The organism is Brevibacterium permense, assembly GCF_025506275.1.
GTDB classification, from domain to species: Bacteria; Actinomycetota; Actinomycetes; order Actinomycetales; family Brevibacteriaceae; genus Brevibacterium; species Brevibacterium permense_A.
In genome coordinates this window covers 85,888-100,421 of record NZ_QYCP01000089.1, presented here as the reverse complement: position 1 = coordinate 100,421, position 14,534 = coordinate 85,888, and the positions used below count along the sequence as shown (strand labels likewise).

Below are 14,534 nucleotides of genomic sequence, written 5' to 3'. Positions count from 1 at the left end.
GCCGAATCGCAGCATGGCAACGCACCTGCGGTATCGATGCCGTCGTCGAGCAGCGGCAGTGCGGCGCGGCTGCGGCAAGGGTCGAGAGCGGGAAAGCTGCTTGTCCGCGAAGACTGTCTGCTTCACAGCAGCAGTTGCCCGCGAGGATCTCTTACCGCGGAGACGTCTTCACGCGAGGATGGTCTCGCATACCAGATGGGTCTTCACGCGAGGATGGGCTCACACACCAGAAACGTCAGCACGCGAGGATGGTCTAGCTCGCCAGAGGCGAGAGCGCGCCGAGGATGGGCTCAATTCGAGCGGCCGCGGCCGTCGCCTTTGGTGCCCCGGTCGTCGGAGTCGGCTGTCGTATCAGCGGAGGAATCCGCGGGATCGCTGTCATCATCCTGCTTGGCAGAATCAGCGCCCGGAGATTCCTTCTCGTCGTTGTCCTGAGGCGGAGGCGCATGCTTGCCGAGCTTGAGTTCGCGATCGACCTGTCGCAGATAGTCCGGATCATCATCCGGGGCGACCTGACCGCGAGGGCGGGTGCCGCGGGTGGGCTTGTCTTCCGAACCGCGTCCGAACAGATACCAGAGGATGAACCCGAGGACGGGAATGAAGAGGATGATGAGTGCCCATACAGGTTTGGGCAGGACTCGAATCAGACCCCGATCGCGTAGCAGGCAATCGAAGAGTCCGTACAGTGTCACCGCTGCCGCCAGGACGATCGCGGCAATGAGTAGTCGAGCCATGCAACAAGGATAGTCCACCAACCTGAGCGCGGCCTCCAGCAGGCGGTGACAAGACTGTCACGATCGGAGGCTAAAATGAGTTCAATGCGCACCTTCTGGCTCTACACACTCGCTCGCTTCGGCCTCATCATCGCCGCCGGCCTCGTTCTGTTCCCGTTCCTCGGCTTCAACCTCGTCATGGCGATCGCCGCCATCATCATCGGCGCGCTGCTGAGCTACCTCTTGCTCGGCAAGATGCGCGCCCAAGCAGCGACCGAGATCGAAGCAAAGGTCGCCAAGCGAGCCTCCAAGCCCAAGCGCGTCGGCGCCGATGAAGCGGCAGAAGATGAGATCGTCGAGGAACGCCTTGGAGAAGACGGCGACCAGTTCAAATGAACTTGTGGCTCGGCCGAATGAGCTGCGGCTCGGCTGAGCCGGTTCAGATCCGAATGAGCTGGGGCCTTTCAGCGCGCTGAGCCTTGGAACGACAGGCGGCTGATCCTTGGAACGCCAGGTTTCAGCACTGAAATGCTTCAGAGCGCCAGACCGAGACCCATCAGTGCGGAGAAGGCCAAACCGGTCAGTCCAGTGGATTTGATCGGCGGAATCAGGCCAGGGCCCGTTGTGCCGCTGAGCACCGTCTTGAGCGGATTGAGTGCTGGGACGAGGGCGAGGATCGCCAAGGCCACGGCGGGATGTCCGTCGAGGATCGCCAGCGCCAGCAGCGCGAATGGCAGCAGCACGAGCACCGCATAGGCGATGCGTGCGGCATTGTCGCCCATCCTCACGGCCAGGGTGATCTTGTCTGCCTCGATGTCTGTCGGGATATCGCGGAGGTTGTTGACCATGAGCACAGCCGAGGCCAGAGACCCGATTGCCACGGCACCGGCCCAGCCGCTGAGGCTGAGATGACCGACCTGCATCCACATCGTGCCCAAAGTCGCCACGAGCCCGAAGAACACGAACACGAAGACCTCGCCGAGGCCCATATAGCCATAGGGTCGTTTGCCCCCGGTGTAGAACCAGGCGGCGGCGACGGCTGCGGCTCCGACGACGAGGAACCACCACGCCTGTGAGATGAGAATGAGCACGATGCCCGCGACTCCGGCCAAGCCGAAGAAGATGAAGGCGGCCCGTTTGACTTCGTGAGGTTCGGCCAGGCCGGTCGCGGTGAGCCGGACCGGTCCGACGCGTTCGTCATCGGTGCCGCGGACGCCGTCGGAGTAGTCGTTGGCGTAGTTCGAGCCGATCTGCAGGCACAGGGAGACGAGGAGAGCGAGGAATCCGCGCAGCAGGATCTGTCCGAAGCTGACGTGGTCGTCCTCGCCCGAGATGTCGTCGAGGATGAAGGCGGTGAATCCGCCGAGCGATCCGATCGCGGCGCCGGTTCCGATGAGGACGGGTGCGAGAGCCAGGGGCAGAGTTCGCAGTCGAGCTCCAGAAATCCACTGGGCGGCATCAGCCATAGTCCTCGCTCACCTTCCTGTCGAATTGTGGAGCCGTCTTATGTTACCGGTAGTTCACCGGTATGGGTATTCGCATCACTCGCGATGAGATCGGCGGCGATGCGGGCCGCCGCCTGGCGATCGGGCTTGCCGATCGACCGGTTCGGAATCTCGGCGACCTGGAAGACGAGCTGCGGCAGCAGCTGCCCCGTCATCCCGTGATCGAGGGCGTTGAGCCTCTGTGCTGATTCTTGCGGATCCTCGGCTCCGAAACCACCTCCGCCGTCGGCGAGGCGGACGAGCGCGACGATCCGTCTGCCCCATTCCTCGTCGGGCACCCAGGTCACGAGCATCTCTTCGATTCCCGCCTTCTGCCAGCTCGGCAGCAGGCCGGTCTCCAGGGCGTGCGGGGAGACGTTCGTGCCCCCGGAGACGATGATGTCATCGGCTCGACCGAGCACGCTGAGCACGCCGGAATCGATCCGGCCCAGATCGCTGGTGTGTATGATCCGCCGTCCCGCCTCGTCGACGGTGAGGGCAGGGGACTCGACCGGTCTGATGGTTCCATCGATGCCGATCTCGACGTAGCCGTCGGCGACGACGGGGCCGCTCAGATCGATCGTCCCCGCCTCGGTGATGGTGATGTCGACTCCGTCGAACGGAACCCCGTCATAGACGCAGCCGCCCGCCGTCTCGCTCATCCCGTAGGTCCGTACGATCGCCAGGCCCGCGGCCTCGGCGCGCTCGAGCAGGGACGGAGAGATCGCCGCCCCGCCGAGGAGGATGTGCGTGATCCGTGCGGCTGCAGCGGTCGCCGAGTCGTCCTCGAGGATGCGGTGGAGCTGGGTGGGCACGAGCGAGGTGTACGTCGGTCGGTCGCCCGCCCGCTCCAGCAGAGTCGTGATCTCGGCGGCGAAGGACTGGGCGGTGAACCTCGCCGAGGCCGCCCTGACCGGGGCGCGGCCCGCCAGCCGGGCGCGCAGTTCGACTTGGAACCCGGCGATGTGGTTGACCGGCAGGCACAGATGCCAGTCACCCGGCCCGGAGAGGAACCGTTCGGTCGCCCGGGCCGAGGTTGTCAGTGCGTCTGCTGACAACGCCACCGCTTTCGCCTTCCCTGTCGACCCGGAGGTGAAGAGGATGAGGGCCGGAGCGGGACTAGGTCCTGCCCACTTGCCGGGGGACGCCTCGGTGACGGCACCGTCCCGATCCGAGGGGAGGATGAGGATCGAGGTCCGGGTCAGTGCCCGATCAATCGCCTCGGGCAGCTCGTGAGGGCTGAGTTCGCGCATGGACACAGTTGTGGGAACCGGCCGCTCAGTAGTACCAGGGGAACGGCGACCAGTCGGGATCGCGCTTTTCGAGGAAGGCGTCGCGGCCCTCGACCGCTTCGTCGGTCATATAGCCAAGTCGGGTGGCTTCTCCGGCGAAGACCTGCTGGCCGACGAGCCCGTCGTCGACGAGGTTGAAGGCGAACTTGAGCATGCGCTGCGCGTTCGGTGACTTGCCCAGGATCTCCCGCGCCATCTGGAGGGCCGCGGTCTCGAGATCGGCGTGGTCGACGACTTCATTGACGGCTCCCATATCGGCCATCTCCTGCGCGGTGTAGGTGCGGCCCAGGAAGAAGATCTCACGGGCCTTCTTCTGCCCGACCATCTTCGCCAGGTAGGCGGAACCGTAGCCGGCGTCGTAGGAGCCGACGTCGGCATCGGTCTGCTTGAACTTCGCGTGTTCGCGTGAGGCGATCGTCATATCGCAGACGACGTGGAGGCTGTGGCCTCCGCCGGCTGCCCAGCCGGGGACGACGGCGATGACGACCTTCGGCATGGTGCGGATGAGGCGCTGGACCTCGAGGATGTGGAGGCGGCCGGCACGAGCCGGATCGACGCTTTCACGGGTCTCACCGGAGGCGTACTGGTAGCCGGAGCGGCCTCGGATGCGCTGATCGCCGCCGGAGCAGAATGCCCAGCCGCCGTCCTTCTCGCTCGGGCCGTTGCCGGTGAGCAGCACTGCGCCGACGTCGGAGGTCTGGCGGGCATGGTCGAGGGCGCGGTAGAGCTCGTCGACGGTGTGAGGACGGAAGGCGTTGCGGACTTCGGGGCGGTCGAAAGCGATGCGCACACAGCCGATGTCGTTGCCGCTGGCGGGGTCGATGGCCCGATGGTAGGTGATATCGGTGAAGTCGAAGCCGGAGACTTCGCGCCAGGCAGAAGGGTCGAAGATTTCAGAAACCGTCATGACCCCAGCCTAGCGCTTGGTCGTTGTGGTGAGGTCCGGGGCCGGGCGGCGGACGGTGAGGTTCCGAACGGCAGACAGGGGTGGCAGGGTCGGCGGAGGCTAGTCTGGGCTCATGGCCGATTTCGCACGTTCGCACACTGGCGCACTGGACTCAGAGGCTCCGGCTGCGGCACCTCTTGATCTGCCCCAACGCTTCGATGAGGTCATCGAGGACCTGCATGTGGTGCGGCTGCCGATGGTCACCCGGTTCCGGGGGATCACGGAGCGGGAAGTGGCGCTGTTCACCGGTCCTTCCGGGTGGGCGGAGTTCTCCCCTTTCGTCGAATACGGCACCGAGGAGGCCAGCCGGTGGCTGCGCGCCTCCCTCGAATTCTCGGGGCTGATCCCGCAGAAGACTGCCCTCGCCGAGGCGGCACCCTCCACCGTTCCCGTGCGCGGTTCCTTTCCGGCGGAGGCTGAGGCGGAGGGTGAGATCGTATACGTCAACGGCACCCTGCCCGCCTGTCCACCTGATCAGGTCGCACCGATCCTGTCTCGCTATGACCGGGTCGGCACCGTCAAGGCGAAGGTCGCCGAGCACGGATTCGCCTCCCTCGAGGAGGATCTGACACGCCTGCGGGAATTCCGCAGGCTCTACTCCGAGACGACGCTGCGCCTGGACGCGAATGCCGGTTACACGCTCAGCGAAGCCCTTCAAGCTTGTGAGGCATTTGCCGAGTTCGATATCCAATACTTCGAACAGCCCGTGCCCGAGGTCGAGCAGCTGGCCGAACTGCGCGATGAGCTCGCCCGGCGAGGACTGCCGATCGTCATCGCCGCCGACGAATCCATCCGCAAAGCCGAGGACCCGCTGCGCGTGGCCGAACTCGGAGCGGCCGAGGTCATCATCGTCAAGGTCCAGCCGCTGGGCGGGATCGGCGCCGCCCTCGAGGTCATCGGCGCTTCGGGCCTGCCTGCTGTCGTGTCCTCGGCTCTCGAGTCATCCGTCGGTCTGGCCGCCGGCGCCGAACTCGCCGCCAGACTGCCGCGCACCGATCGCAGCCTGAACATCCTCGGTGATCGGGTGGCCTGCGGTCTGGGCACCGGGCGCCTCTTCACCGCCGATGTCGTCGCGGAGGATGAGGCCCTGACTCCGGTCGACGGCGCCATCCCGGTCACGCGAATCGTCCCGGACCCTGACCGCCTGGAGCAGTTGGCGGTGGATCCGGGACGATTCGCGTGGTGGGCTGACCGGCTCCAGAGCTGCTGGAGCGCCCTGCGCGGTTGAGCCGATTCTGATTGAACCGATCGAGACTGAACCGGCTCAGCCTGCGTTCTTCACCGCGTCGACGAAGGCACCGGCGGTCTTCGTCACGGTGGCCTCTTCGACATCGGCGATATTGGAAACGGCCACGACGTTGTTGCCGACGAGGGCGTAGACCATGCGCAGGTTCATGGCTGTCTGTCCGCCGGCCTCGACGGAGGCGACGATTCCATTGGTCTCGTCTGCCCCGTCGACCTTGGCGTCGAAGGTCTTGTACTTCATCGACATCTCGACGCCGGCGGTCTTGATCTTCACATCGCTGCATTCTTCTGCGATCTTCGAGGCGCCCTCGATCTGGGTCTGTGCGCCGTCCAGATCGTCATAGCTCGACAGTGCCGCGGAGAGGATGTTGTCGGTGGAGGTTCCGGCGACCGTAGTGCCTTTGGAAGCGAGGTTGGCGTTGAGGAGGTTCATGGTGATGTCTTTGCACTTGGCCGGTTCGAACTCAGAACTCTCCAGGGCCTTGACTGCCTCGCTGGAGGAATTGCCGGCACCGTCGACGGCCTTGAACGACTGACCCTCGGCCTTGGTCGACTCAAGGATCTCCTTGAGCTTCGCCTCATCGAGTTTGCTTGCCTGCGGGGTCTCTTCGGCTGACGCCTGCGAGGAGTCCCCGCCGCTGTCAGCCTGGTCCGGCTTGTCTCCTCCACCCGTGCAGCCGACGAGGGAGAGTCCGGCGAAAAGAGCGATGGCTGGGAGTATGCGTTTCATGGTTGACCTCTCGAGTCAGCGTTCTGAAGAATCAGCGGCCGTCGATTCGCGACCGCTCTCAATATAAACGCCAGTGGGATCGTCCGCGGATTCTGTCTGTGACGGATCTGGAACATCGGCTGTGGATCGTTCGCCATCGACGGCCGCCTTACCGCTGACCTCGGCCGCAGCTGTGTGTCGGCCATCGGCCGCCGCCCTGTCGACCTCAGCCGAGCTGTGCCTGCGGTCTGCTGCCGCGTCGACCGGTGCCGAGGCGATCCTCACCGTGGTCACCTCGTCCTGTCCCAGCGTGGCGAAGTGAGCGGTGCGCTTTCCGGGGATGATCGGATCGTGCATGGCCGCGGCCAGGCGACCGGTGAATGTCAGCCGCCCCTTCTTGTCGGCCTTCTGCTGATAGGCATTGTCCCCGCTGGGACCGGACACGCTGATGTCGTAGCGGCGGCCGGGATCGAAGAGACCGGGAGTGCGCACACGGAAGCTGCCGGTCCCGGTCAGAGAGAAACCGGAGGCGCTGACTGCGTCGAAGCGCACCACCTGCGCGCGACGACGGGAGATCTCCACCCGCCACCCATGGATGTCGAAGAGGGCATGGCCGGTGAGGAAGGTGAACTGTCCGCCATCGGCCACGCGATCGGTCCGACGGCGATCCGAACTCGCATAGTTGCGCCGCTTGGCGAGGGTCTTCAGCCAGGCTCCGAGTTCCCGTTCCCAGCTCGTCCAGTTGTGCAGGCCGCTGGTGCGCGGAAACCAGGAATGGCGGATGCCGAGGGAGTTGAGACGGGCGGAGAAGCGCTCGCCCTGCGAGCTGATCATCGACTCCAGCAGGTCGCGATCCTTCGCCCCTTCGAGGCTGCCGGAACCGGCGCTGAACCACAGGTCGAGGCCGCGGAGGTTCTCGGCCAGAGCGTACGGGGAATTCGCCAGCCATTCGCTGCGGTCGAGAGCGGGATCGCCGAACAGGCTCAGTGATCGCGCGCCTTCGCGCATCGCGATGATGTCGAAGGCGGGCACGGTCGACAGGGGATCCAGAGGAGAGGAGAACGCGGCGGCCGAGCCGTACCTGTCGGGATGCCAGGCTGCGTACTTCATCGCCCCGTACCCACCCATCGACAGCCCCGCCACCAGCTGGCTGGCAGGCGCCCAGTCGACGGAGAAATTTGCCTTGAGGAACGCCGGGATCTCCTCGGTGTGGAAGCGCGGCCAGTCGTGGACCTCGCTGCCGACAGCCAGACGCGAATAGGTTCCTGCCCCGCCGTCGGGCATGACGACGAGGTACGGGGAGTCGAGGGTGAGCTCCTCGGCGGAACCGAAATCCGTCCATGAGCGGAAATCATCGCCGCCTCCGTGGAAGAGGTGGATGACGGGGCTGACCTCGGCTGGAATCCCCGGCAGCAGCACACGCACGCCGACGGTGCGACCGAGCGCGGGGGAGTAGAGGAAGAATTCGCGCAGCCTTCGCGAGAGTTTCCGTTTGTCCCGGATATGCCAGGTCCGGGCATCCTTGCCACGGGGTTCGGGGCCGAGGAAGGAAGTGGTCTGGTCGCGAGCGGGATAGCGTCCGCGATGGGAGCGGGCCGCGGTCAGAGTGCGGATGGCTCGTGCTCCCATCGCAATGATCAACGAGCGGCGCATTTCTCGAGGTTAGAGGGCGGAGGTGAACCACAGATGGTCAGGTGGTTGAATATCAGGTGATGTCGAATTCGAGCGCGGTGGCGCAGCAGATTGCCCGAAGCCTGGTCCATTCCGGGGTCAGTGATGTCGTCTTCGCCCCCGGTTCACGGTCCGCCCCCTTGGTCTATGCTCTGGCTCCGCTCGCCGAGGCGGGGCTCATCCGCGCTCATGTACGCGTCGATGAGCGTGATGCCGCCTTCCTCGCCCTCGGCCTGGCCCGCGGTCTGCGTGCGCGCGGCAGTGAGTCCGCTGTGGCGGTCGTGACGACGTCCGGCTCGGCCGTGGCCAATCTCCATCCCGCCGTCCTCGAGGCCTCGTACGGGCACCTGCCGCTGCTGGCACTCACCGCGGATCGTCCCGCTCGGCTGCGCGGCACCGGAGCCAACCAGACCATCGACGACCAGTCGCAGGTGCTCAGCGATGTCCGTGCCCGTTTTGACATCCCCTCCGGCGACACCGCGGAGGCGGTCCACCGAGCGATGTCAGACGCCGTGGCCGCAGCATTGGGATCACGCTTGGACACCGCCACCGAGGCGGCCGGCCCCGTCCAATTCAATGTGCAGTTCGACACCCCCTTGGTTCCCACCCCGGAGGAACTGGACACGTGGAAGGACGAGATCGGCGAGCTGGTCGGGAGCATGGCCGGGCAGCGTTCGGCCACAACCGCGTCGGAGTCTCATTCGAACCTCAGTGTCACCGTGACCGAGGGAACCGTCATCGTTGCCGGAGACGCAGGCGGGCATTCGGCCGAGTCCCTGCGCGCGCTCGCCGCTGATCATCATCTTCCGGTGCTTGCCGAACCCTCGAGTCCGCTGGCCCGCGCCTCTGCCGATCATTCGAACTCGTCGGCCACAGGAGCCGCCGAAGCGTCAACCCTCGTGCCCGCCCATGCCCGAGTGCTCAGCGAACACCCCGATCTGCGCGAGTCGATCCGCACCGTCATCCTCCACGGAAAACCGACCCTGACCAGACCCGTCGCCGCACTGCTCGCTGACGAAACCGTGACCGTGCAGCGCATTCCCGATGCCGTCGATGCATTCGACCTGACCGTCCGCGACGAGAGGACCGTCGCAGACGACGAGACGGCTGCGGGCGAGACGCAGGGCGCCGCCGCCTCGGAGCAGACCTGGGTGCGCGCCTGGATCGACGCCGGGACGTCCCTTGTCACAGCCGCACGAACAGAGCGGTCTGCGGAACGATCCCCGGAACCGAGCACGGGAGAGAAATCGGGTGCCGCCTCGGCGAAGGACTTCCAGTCGACGGCACGGACGATCACCGAGCACCTGGCCGCCCAGGACATCACACTCTTCGTCGCCAGCTCGAACTCGGTGCGTTATCTCAGCGACGCCACCGACATCCGCGCCCGCATCCACGCCTCACGCGGTCTCGCCGGAATCGACGGACTGATCTCGACGGCGACAGGACTGTCCGTGGGCATGGGGGAGCCGGTCGTCCTGCTCATCGGTGATATCGCCATGCTCCACGACATCGGCGGACTGCTCACCCCGAGCGCCGAGGACGCCGGTGACGTGACGATCGTCGTGCTCAACGACGACGGGGGAGCGATCTTCTCCGGGCTCGAGCATTCCCAGCCCCACCTCGAAGGTTTCCTGGAACGATATTTCACTGTCCCCCACGGTCGCGGTTTCGCCGACCTCGCTGCAGGGTACGGCTGGGATCATGTTGAGGTGACCGGTGCGGAAGAATTCGAAACGACTCTCGGCCGTATCGAGGGTCTGCGAGACGCCGGTGCCCGTCGCATCATCGAGGTGACGGCACCGCACTAGGCGACGGAATTCTCACCGGTCTTCCGGCGACACCGGTCTTCCGACAACAGGGTAGGCGCGGTGAGCGCGAAAAGTCAGTCTCGGTCGAGACCGAGCGCCCGACGCATCGGGGCCAGCTTCGCGTTCGTCTCGGCCACCTCGGTGGCAGGATCCGAATCCGGCATGATCCCGGCACCGGCATACAGTCGGATGCGGTTGCGGTCCTCGAGCTGGCCGCAGCGCAGCGCGATGCCGAACTGGCCGTTGCCGCGCCCGTCCATCCATCCCACGGGACCGGAGTAGCGGCCGCGGTCGAGGGGTTCGAGCTCATCGACGTGCGCCACGGCGCTCGCCTGCGGGTAGCCGCCCACGGCGGCAGTGGGGTGGACCGCTGCGGCGACGTCGAGGGCGGTGAGCCCGGAATCGGGGGAGAGGTTCGCCTGCGCATCGGAAGCCGAATGGATGACATTGGCCAATGGCAGCAGGTGAGGGCGCTCATCGACGGTGACATCCTCGGCGACCGAACCCAGACTGCGCTGCAGGGAGGCGATGGCGAATGCATGTTCGGTGCTGTCCTTGTGCGCGCTCAGCAGCTTCCGAGCCGCCGACATCTCCTCCATCGGGTTCTTCTCCACCCGGTAGGTTCCGGCCAGCACTCGTGAGGTCACTCTGTTGTTCTCGACCCCGATGAGCAGCTCCGGGGTCGACCCGATGAGACCGGCGATGTCGAAGGTCCAGCAGCTCGGGTAGCTGCGGTTGAGTGCCCCCAGCACCGCACGCACGTCGATGTCCTCTTCGGTGGTGACGACTTCATCGCGGGCGAGGACGATCTTGCGCAGAGTCGGATCATCCGAGAACGCGTCCACCTCCGCCGAGTTATCGATCGGAGTGAGCATGGCAGCGACCTGCTCGACGAGCCTGGACCACTTGTCGGGATCGAGCTCCCCGGCCTCGGCCCGGGCCGATTGCACACGCTGCAGCGGCTCGGCATGGAGGATCGGCGGCAGAGGAGGCTCCTCTGCCACCGAGATCGAGGTCAGCCACACGCGGCCGCCGCGGCGGCCGAGAACGAATTCGGGGACATGGATGATCGAATCGAGCGCTGATTCCCCCGAATAGGCGACCGTGGCAAAGCACATGAGTCCGGAACCGAGCAGATCGACCTCATCCTCGATCGCAGCCGCCTCGGTGATGGCCTTCCACGCATCCGAGAGTTCGGTGAACCTCTCGGGGCCGCAAGCCCGAATGCGCAGAGTGCGGCCGAAGCCGATGAGGCCGGAGGTGTCACGGACCCAGCAGGAGAAGCCGTCGGTGGGCAGCAGTTCGAGCGTCTGCTCCACGGTCGTGGGCAGTCCCGATTCGAAGGGGAAGCCGGGCCCGGGATCGACATCGTCGACGAAACGGGACCGCACATGCAGGCGCGGAGGGGCGGAGAGGATGTCGGAAGTGCCGAAAGTCGTAGTCATGTCGCGTCGATTCTAGTTCAGGATCGCGGGTACCAGCGATCCGGATTCGCCCTCCCGGTTCAGGTGTTGAGAGAATATGGTCATGAACCGTGCCAAGCTGGACAAACAGCCCGCAGACGTCGCGTCGATGTTCGACGATGTCGCCTCCCGCTACGACCTCACGAACGATGTCCTCTCCTTGGGCTTCGCCCGTGCCTGGAGGCGCACCGTGGCCCATTCCGTGGCCGCCGGGCCCGGTGAGCGCGTGCTCGACCTGGCTGCCGGCACCGGCACCTCCTCGATGACGTTCACCCACCACGGCGCCGAGGTGGTGGCCGGGGACATCTCCACGGGAATGCTCGCCGAGGGGCGTCGTCGGCATCCGCAGATCGACTTCATCTACGCCGATGCGATGGACCTGCCCTTCGCCGATTCGAGCTTCGACGTCGTCACGATCTCCTTCGGCATCCGCAACGTCCACGATGTCGACCTGGCGCTCACCGAGATGCTGCGCGTTCTCAAGCCCGGCGGACGTCTCGTGATCTGCGAATTCTCCACTCCGACGCTCGATGCCTTCAGCCTCGTGTACAAGGAGTACCTGATGAGGGCCCTGCCGCCCTTGGCCAGTGCCGTGTCGTCGAACCCCGAAGCCTACGTCTACCTGGCTGAGTCGATCCGAGCCTGGCCGAACCAGGACGCCTTCGCCCACCAGATCCTCGACGCCGGCTTCGACCAGGTGAAGTACCGCAACCTCACCGGCGGAATCGTCGCAGTCCACCATGCCCTCAAACCCGCCGAGGCGGCAGGCGCCTCGGAGCCGACCCAGCCTTGACGATGAATGAGTTCGATGCCGAAGCCGTCGTCGTCGGTGCCGGCCCGGCCGGCTCGGCGATCGGCGCCTACCTCGCCCAGGCCGGGCACGAGGTCATCATCCTGGAGAAGTCCGGATTCCCGCGCGACAAGATCTGCGGCGATGCCCTGACTCCGCGCGCGGTCAAGGAGGCCGGCTATCTCGGAATGGATCTGCCGGAATCCGACGGCTGGCACAGGAACAAGGGGCTGCGCCTCATCGGCGGCGGCCACCGGCTCGAACTCGACTGGCCCGAGATCGACGGCACCCCGAACTACGGGGTGACCCGCCCGCGGATGAGCATGGACGAGGCCTTCGCTCGTCATGCCCAGCGCAGCGGGGCCCGGCTCTTCGAACAGGTTCGCGCCATGTCCCCGGACGTGGGCGACGACGGGTGGATCCGCGGCGTCCACGCCTCCGGAACAGATCACCGCGGTCGCCGAGTGGGGCCCGAGGCTCACTTCCGGGCACCGATCGTCATCGCAGCCGACGGAGTCTCCTCCCGCCTGGCCGTGTCCATGGGGCTGGAGAAGCGCGACGACCGTCCGATGGGAATCGCCGCCCGTGCCTATCACACGACGCCACGGCACGCCGATGACTACATCGAATCCTGGGTGGAGATGCGGTCGACGAACGCGGCCGGGGAATCCGAGACCCTGCCCGGATACGGGTGGATCTTCCCCCTCGGCGACGGCACAGTGAACATCGGCGCCGGACTGCTCGACTCCTCGCCCCAGTTCGGATCCGTGGATCTGCGCGGAATGATGAACCAGTGGATCGCCGACATGGGCCACGAGTGGGGCATCGACGAAACCACCTCATTGGGTCCGATCAAATCCGCGGCCCTGCCGATGGCCTTCAACCGCACACCGCACTTCCACCGTGGTCTGCTGCTCGTCGGCGACTCCGGAGGAATGGTCAACCCGTTCAACGGCGAAGGCATCGACTACGCCCTGGAATCCGCACGCATCGCCGCCGAGGTGATCTCCACCTATTCGCGCTACCCGCAGTCCGTGATGCGTCGTCGGTTGGAGGAGTACCCGGCTCTGCTCGGAGATTCGCTGGGCGGCTACTTCACCCTGGGACGCGTTTTCGCCTCGATCATCGGCCATCCTGCGCTCATGCAGTTCGGAATCAAGTACGGTATGGGTGTTGACGTTGTGATGGAGTTCGTCGTCAAATTGTTGGCGAACCTCTACCGCGACCCGAAGGTCTCCGAGGCCGATCTCATCGACAGGATCATCTCGGCCCTGACCCGAATCGTCCCGGCCACCAGCAATGTCTGAGCGCAAGGACCACGGTGAGACCACAGTGAAGAACTCTGAGCGCAAGGGCTGCGACAACACCATGCCGACACCGACTACGACGAATGACGAGGACATGAGCCACCCAGCCTCTCCGGCCACCTTCACCGGTGACGACGCCCAGCTCGCGGCAGAGCTCTCGACTCAGTTGGAAACCGTGGAGGCCCGTCTCTACGAGGTCACCGAACAGACGCGGAGACTGCCGGACGAGACATCGAAGCATCTGCTGGCCGCCGGCGGAAAACGCGCCCGCCCGAACCTCGTGCTGCTCACCGCCCGCCTCGGCGATGCGGAGAACGACGACATCATCGATGCGGCCGTCGCTGTCGAACTCATCCACCTCGCATCGCTGTACCACGACGACGTCATGGATGATGCTCCCGTGCGCCGCGGTGCGAAGGCCGCCCACGAGGTGTGGGGCAATTCGGTGGCGATCCTCACCGGCGATCTGCTGTTCTCCAAGGCCTCCGGCGTCACCGCGAAGCTCGGTCCCGAAGCCGTGCGCATCCAGGCCGAGACGTTCGAGCGTCTCGTCCTCGGTCAGCTCAACGAATTCGCCGGCCCGCCCGAAGGCGCCGACGAGATCGAGCATTACATCCAGGTGCTCGCCGATAAGACCGGATCGCTCATCGCGACCTCGGCGCGCTTCGGCGTCATGTTCTCCGGAGCCGATTCTGCTCTGGCCGAACCCGTCCGGGTCTTCGGCGAACGCGTCGGTGTGGCCTTCCAGCTCGCCGATGACATCATCGACCTCACCACCACATCCTCTGAGTCGGGAAAGACCCCGGGCACGGATCTGCGCGAACGCGTTCCCACCCTGCCCGTGCTCTACGTTCGGGCTGCTGCCGCCGACGGGGATGCCGCCGCCGCCGAAGTGGTCGACCTCCTCGACGCGGATCTGACCTCCGATGACGCTTTGGAGACCGCCCGTGCGGCGCTGGCAGCGCATCCGGTGACGGAGAAGGCCCGAGCAGAGGCTGCGCGCTGGGCCGATGAGGCCAAGGCGGCTCTCGCGCCGCTGCCGGAGGGCCAGATCAAGGAATCGCTGTTCGCCTTCGCCGACTCCGTCGTCGCCCGCACCTCCTGAG

General features: G+C 65.7%; 13 protein-coding genes. 6 read left to right on the top strand and 7 right to left on the bottom strand.

Annotation, left to right across the window (positions count from 1 at the left end):
• Positions 1-290: 290 nt before the first annotated feature.
• The gene (locus tag D3I60_RS11275; RefSeq protein WP_262776373.1) at positions 291-734 is read right to left on the bottom strand and encodes a PLD nuclease N-terminal domain-containing protein; all 444 of its coding nucleotides are present in this window, start codon (positions 732-734) and stop codon (positions 291-293) included.
• Between the two features lie 84 nt (positions 735-818).
• Here D3I60_RS11275 and D3I60_RS11270 point away from each other — a divergent pair, with 84 nt between their 5' ends.
• On the top strand, positions 819-1,109 hold the full coding sequence (locus D3I60_RS11270) for a DUF4229 domain-containing protein (protein WP_262776372.1): 291 nt from the start codon (positions 819-821) through the stop codon (positions 1,107-1,109).
• Positions 1,110-1,246: 137 nt separating this feature from the next.
• Here the strand turns inward: D3I60_RS11270 and D3I60_RS11265 are convergent, their stop codons facing one another.
• From D3I60_RS11265 to D3I60_RS11255, 3 genes are read right to left on the bottom strand one after another with little or no spacing between them, the layout of a single operon-like run.
• Positions 1,247-2,179: a 1,4-dihydroxy-2-naphthoate polyprenyltransferase gene (locus tag D3I60_RS11265; RefSeq protein ID WP_262776370.1), complete on the bottom strand. Its 933-nt coding sequence runs from the start codon at positions 2,177-2,179 to the stop codon at positions 1,247-1,249.
• Positions 2,180-2,217: 38 nt separating this feature from the next.
• Positions 2,218-3,450, bottom strand: coding sequence for an AMP-binding protein (locus D3I60_RS11260; RefSeq protein ID WP_262776369.1), 1,233 nt, complete (start codon positions 3,448-3,450; stop codon positions 2,218-2,220).
• 25 nt (positions 3,451-3,475) lie between these two features.
• Positions 3,476-4,396 (bottom strand): 1,4-dihydroxy-2-naphthoyl-CoA synthase, encoded by a 921-nt coding sequence (locus D3I60_RS11255; RefSeq protein WP_262776368.1) that lies wholly within the window; start codon positions 4,394-4,396, stop codon positions 3,476-3,478.
• A 112-nt stretch (positions 4,397-4,508) separates the two neighbouring features.
• Here D3I60_RS11255 and D3I60_RS11250 point away from each other — a divergent pair, with 112 nt between their 5' ends.
• Complete coding sequence (locus D3I60_RS11250) at positions 4,509-5,663, top strand: o-succinylbenzoate synthase (RefSeq protein WP_262776367.1); 1,155 nt, start codon at positions 4,509-4,511, stop codon at positions 5,661-5,663.
• A 36-nt stretch (positions 5,664-5,699) separates the two neighbouring features.
• Here the strand turns inward: D3I60_RS11250 and D3I60_RS11245 are convergent, their stop codons facing one another.
• Together D3I60_RS11245 and D3I60_RS11240 are read right to left on the bottom strand one after the other, a co-directional pair.
• Positions 5,700-6,410: a hypothetical protein gene (locus D3I60_RS11245; RefSeq protein ID WP_262776365.1), complete on the bottom strand. Its 711-nt coding sequence runs from the start codon at positions 6,408-6,410 to the stop codon at positions 5,700-5,702.
• A 15-nt stretch (positions 6,411-6,425) separates the two neighbouring features.
• Positions 6,426-8,042, bottom strand: coding sequence for an alpha/beta hydrolase (locus tag D3I60_RS11240; RefSeq protein ID WP_262776364.1), 1,617 nt, complete (start codon positions 8,040-8,042; stop codon positions 6,426-6,428).
• Positions 8,043-8,101: 59 nt separating this feature from the next.
• Here D3I60_RS11240 and menD point away from each other — a divergent pair, with 59 nt between their 5' ends.
• Entirely contained in the window at positions 8,102-9,868 is a 1,767-nt protein-coding gene (gene menD, locus D3I60_RS11235; protein WP_262776362.1) for a 2-succinyl-5-enolpyruvyl-6-hydroxy-3-cyclohexene-1-carboxylic-acid synthase, read from the top strand.
• A gap of 74 nt (positions 9,869-9,942) precedes the next feature.
• On the opposite strand, the gene D3I60_RS11230 is transcribed toward menD, so the two are convergent.
• Positions 9,943-11,313 carry an isochorismate synthase gene (locus D3I60_RS11230; RefSeq protein ID WP_262776360.1) on the bottom strand — a complete coding sequence of 457 codons (1,371 nt, stop codon included), beginning with the start codon at positions 11,311-11,313 and terminating at the stop codon, positions 9,943-9,945.
• Positions 11,314-11,395: 82 nt separating this feature from the next.
• On the opposite strand from D3I60_RS11230, the gene D3I60_RS11225 reads away from it, so the two are divergent.
• From D3I60_RS11225 to D3I60_RS11215, 3 genes are all read left to right on the top strand, one after another.
• On the top strand, positions 11,396-12,124 hold the full coding sequence (locus D3I60_RS11225) for a demethylmenaquinone methyltransferase (RefSeq protein ID WP_262776358.1): 729 nt from the start codon (positions 11,396-11,398) through the stop codon (positions 12,122-12,124).
• A gap of 2 nt (positions 12,125-12,126) precedes the next feature.
• On the top strand, positions 12,127-13,428 hold the full coding sequence (locus tag D3I60_RS11220) for a geranylgeranyl reductase family protein (RefSeq protein WP_262776356.1): 1,302 nt from the start codon (positions 12,127-12,129) through the stop codon (positions 13,426-13,428).
• A 94-nt stretch (positions 13,429-13,522) separates the two neighbouring features.
• Positions 13,523-14,533 (top strand): polyprenyl synthetase family protein, encoded by a 1,011-nt coding sequence (locus D3I60_RS11215; RefSeq protein ID WP_172173675.1) that lies wholly within the window; start codon positions 13,523-13,525, stop codon positions 14,531-14,533.
• Position 14,534: the final 1 nt, after the last annotated feature.

What these genes read in the sequence shown, in the direction of transcription:
- D3I60_RS11275 (WP_262776373.1), bottom strand. Translation starts at nt 734, where the DNA reads ATGGCTCGACTACTCATTGCCGCGATCGTCCTGGCGGCAGCGGTGACA.
- D3I60_RS11270 (WP_262776372.1), top strand. Translation starts at nt 819, where the DNA reads ATGCGCACCTTCTGGCTCTACACACTCGCTCGCTTCGGCCTCATCATC.
- D3I60_RS11265 (WP_262776370.1), bottom strand. Translation starts at nt 2,179, where the DNA reads ATGGCTGATGCCGCCCAGTGGATTTCTGGAGCTCGACTGCGAACTCTG.
- D3I60_RS11260 (WP_262776369.1), bottom strand. Translation starts at nt 3,450, where the DNA reads ATGCGCGAACTCAGCCCTCACGAGCTGCCCGAGGCGATTGATCGGGCA.
- D3I60_RS11255 (WP_262776368.1), bottom strand. Translation starts at nt 4,396, where the DNA reads ATGACGGTTTCTGAAATCTTCGACCCTTCTGCCTGGCGCGAAGTCTCC.
- D3I60_RS11250 (WP_262776367.1), top strand. Translation starts at nt 4,509, where the DNA reads ATGGCCGATTTCGCACGTTCGCACACTGGCGCACTGGACTCAGAGGCT.
- D3I60_RS11245 (WP_262776365.1), bottom strand. Translation starts at nt 6,410, where the DNA reads ATGAAACGCATACTCCCAGCCATCGCTCTTTTCGCCGGACTCTCCCTC.
- D3I60_RS11240 (WP_262776364.1), bottom strand. Translation starts at nt 8,042, where the DNA reads ATGCGCCGCTCGTTGATCATTGCGATGGGAGCACGAGCCATCCGCACT.
- menD (WP_262776362.1), top strand. Translation starts at nt 8,102, where the DNA reads ATGTCGAATTCGAGCGCGGTGGCGCAGCAGATTGCCCGAAGCCTGGTC.
- D3I60_RS11230 (WP_262776360.1), bottom strand. Translation starts at nt 11,313, where the DNA reads ATGACTACGACTTTCGGCACTTCCGACATCCTCTCCGCCCCTCCGCGC.
- D3I60_RS11225 (WP_262776358.1), top strand. Translation starts at nt 11,396, where the DNA reads ATGAACCGTGCCAAGCTGGACAAACAGCCCGCAGACGTCGCGTCGATG.
- D3I60_RS11220 (WP_262776356.1), top strand. Translation starts at nt 12,127, where the DNA reads ATGAATGAGTTCGATGCCGAAGCCGTCGTCGTCGGTGCCGGCCCGGCC.
- D3I60_RS11215 (WP_172173675.1), top strand. Translation starts at nt 13,523, where the DNA reads ATGAGCCACCCAGCCTCTCCGGCCACCTTCACCGGTGACGACGCCCAG.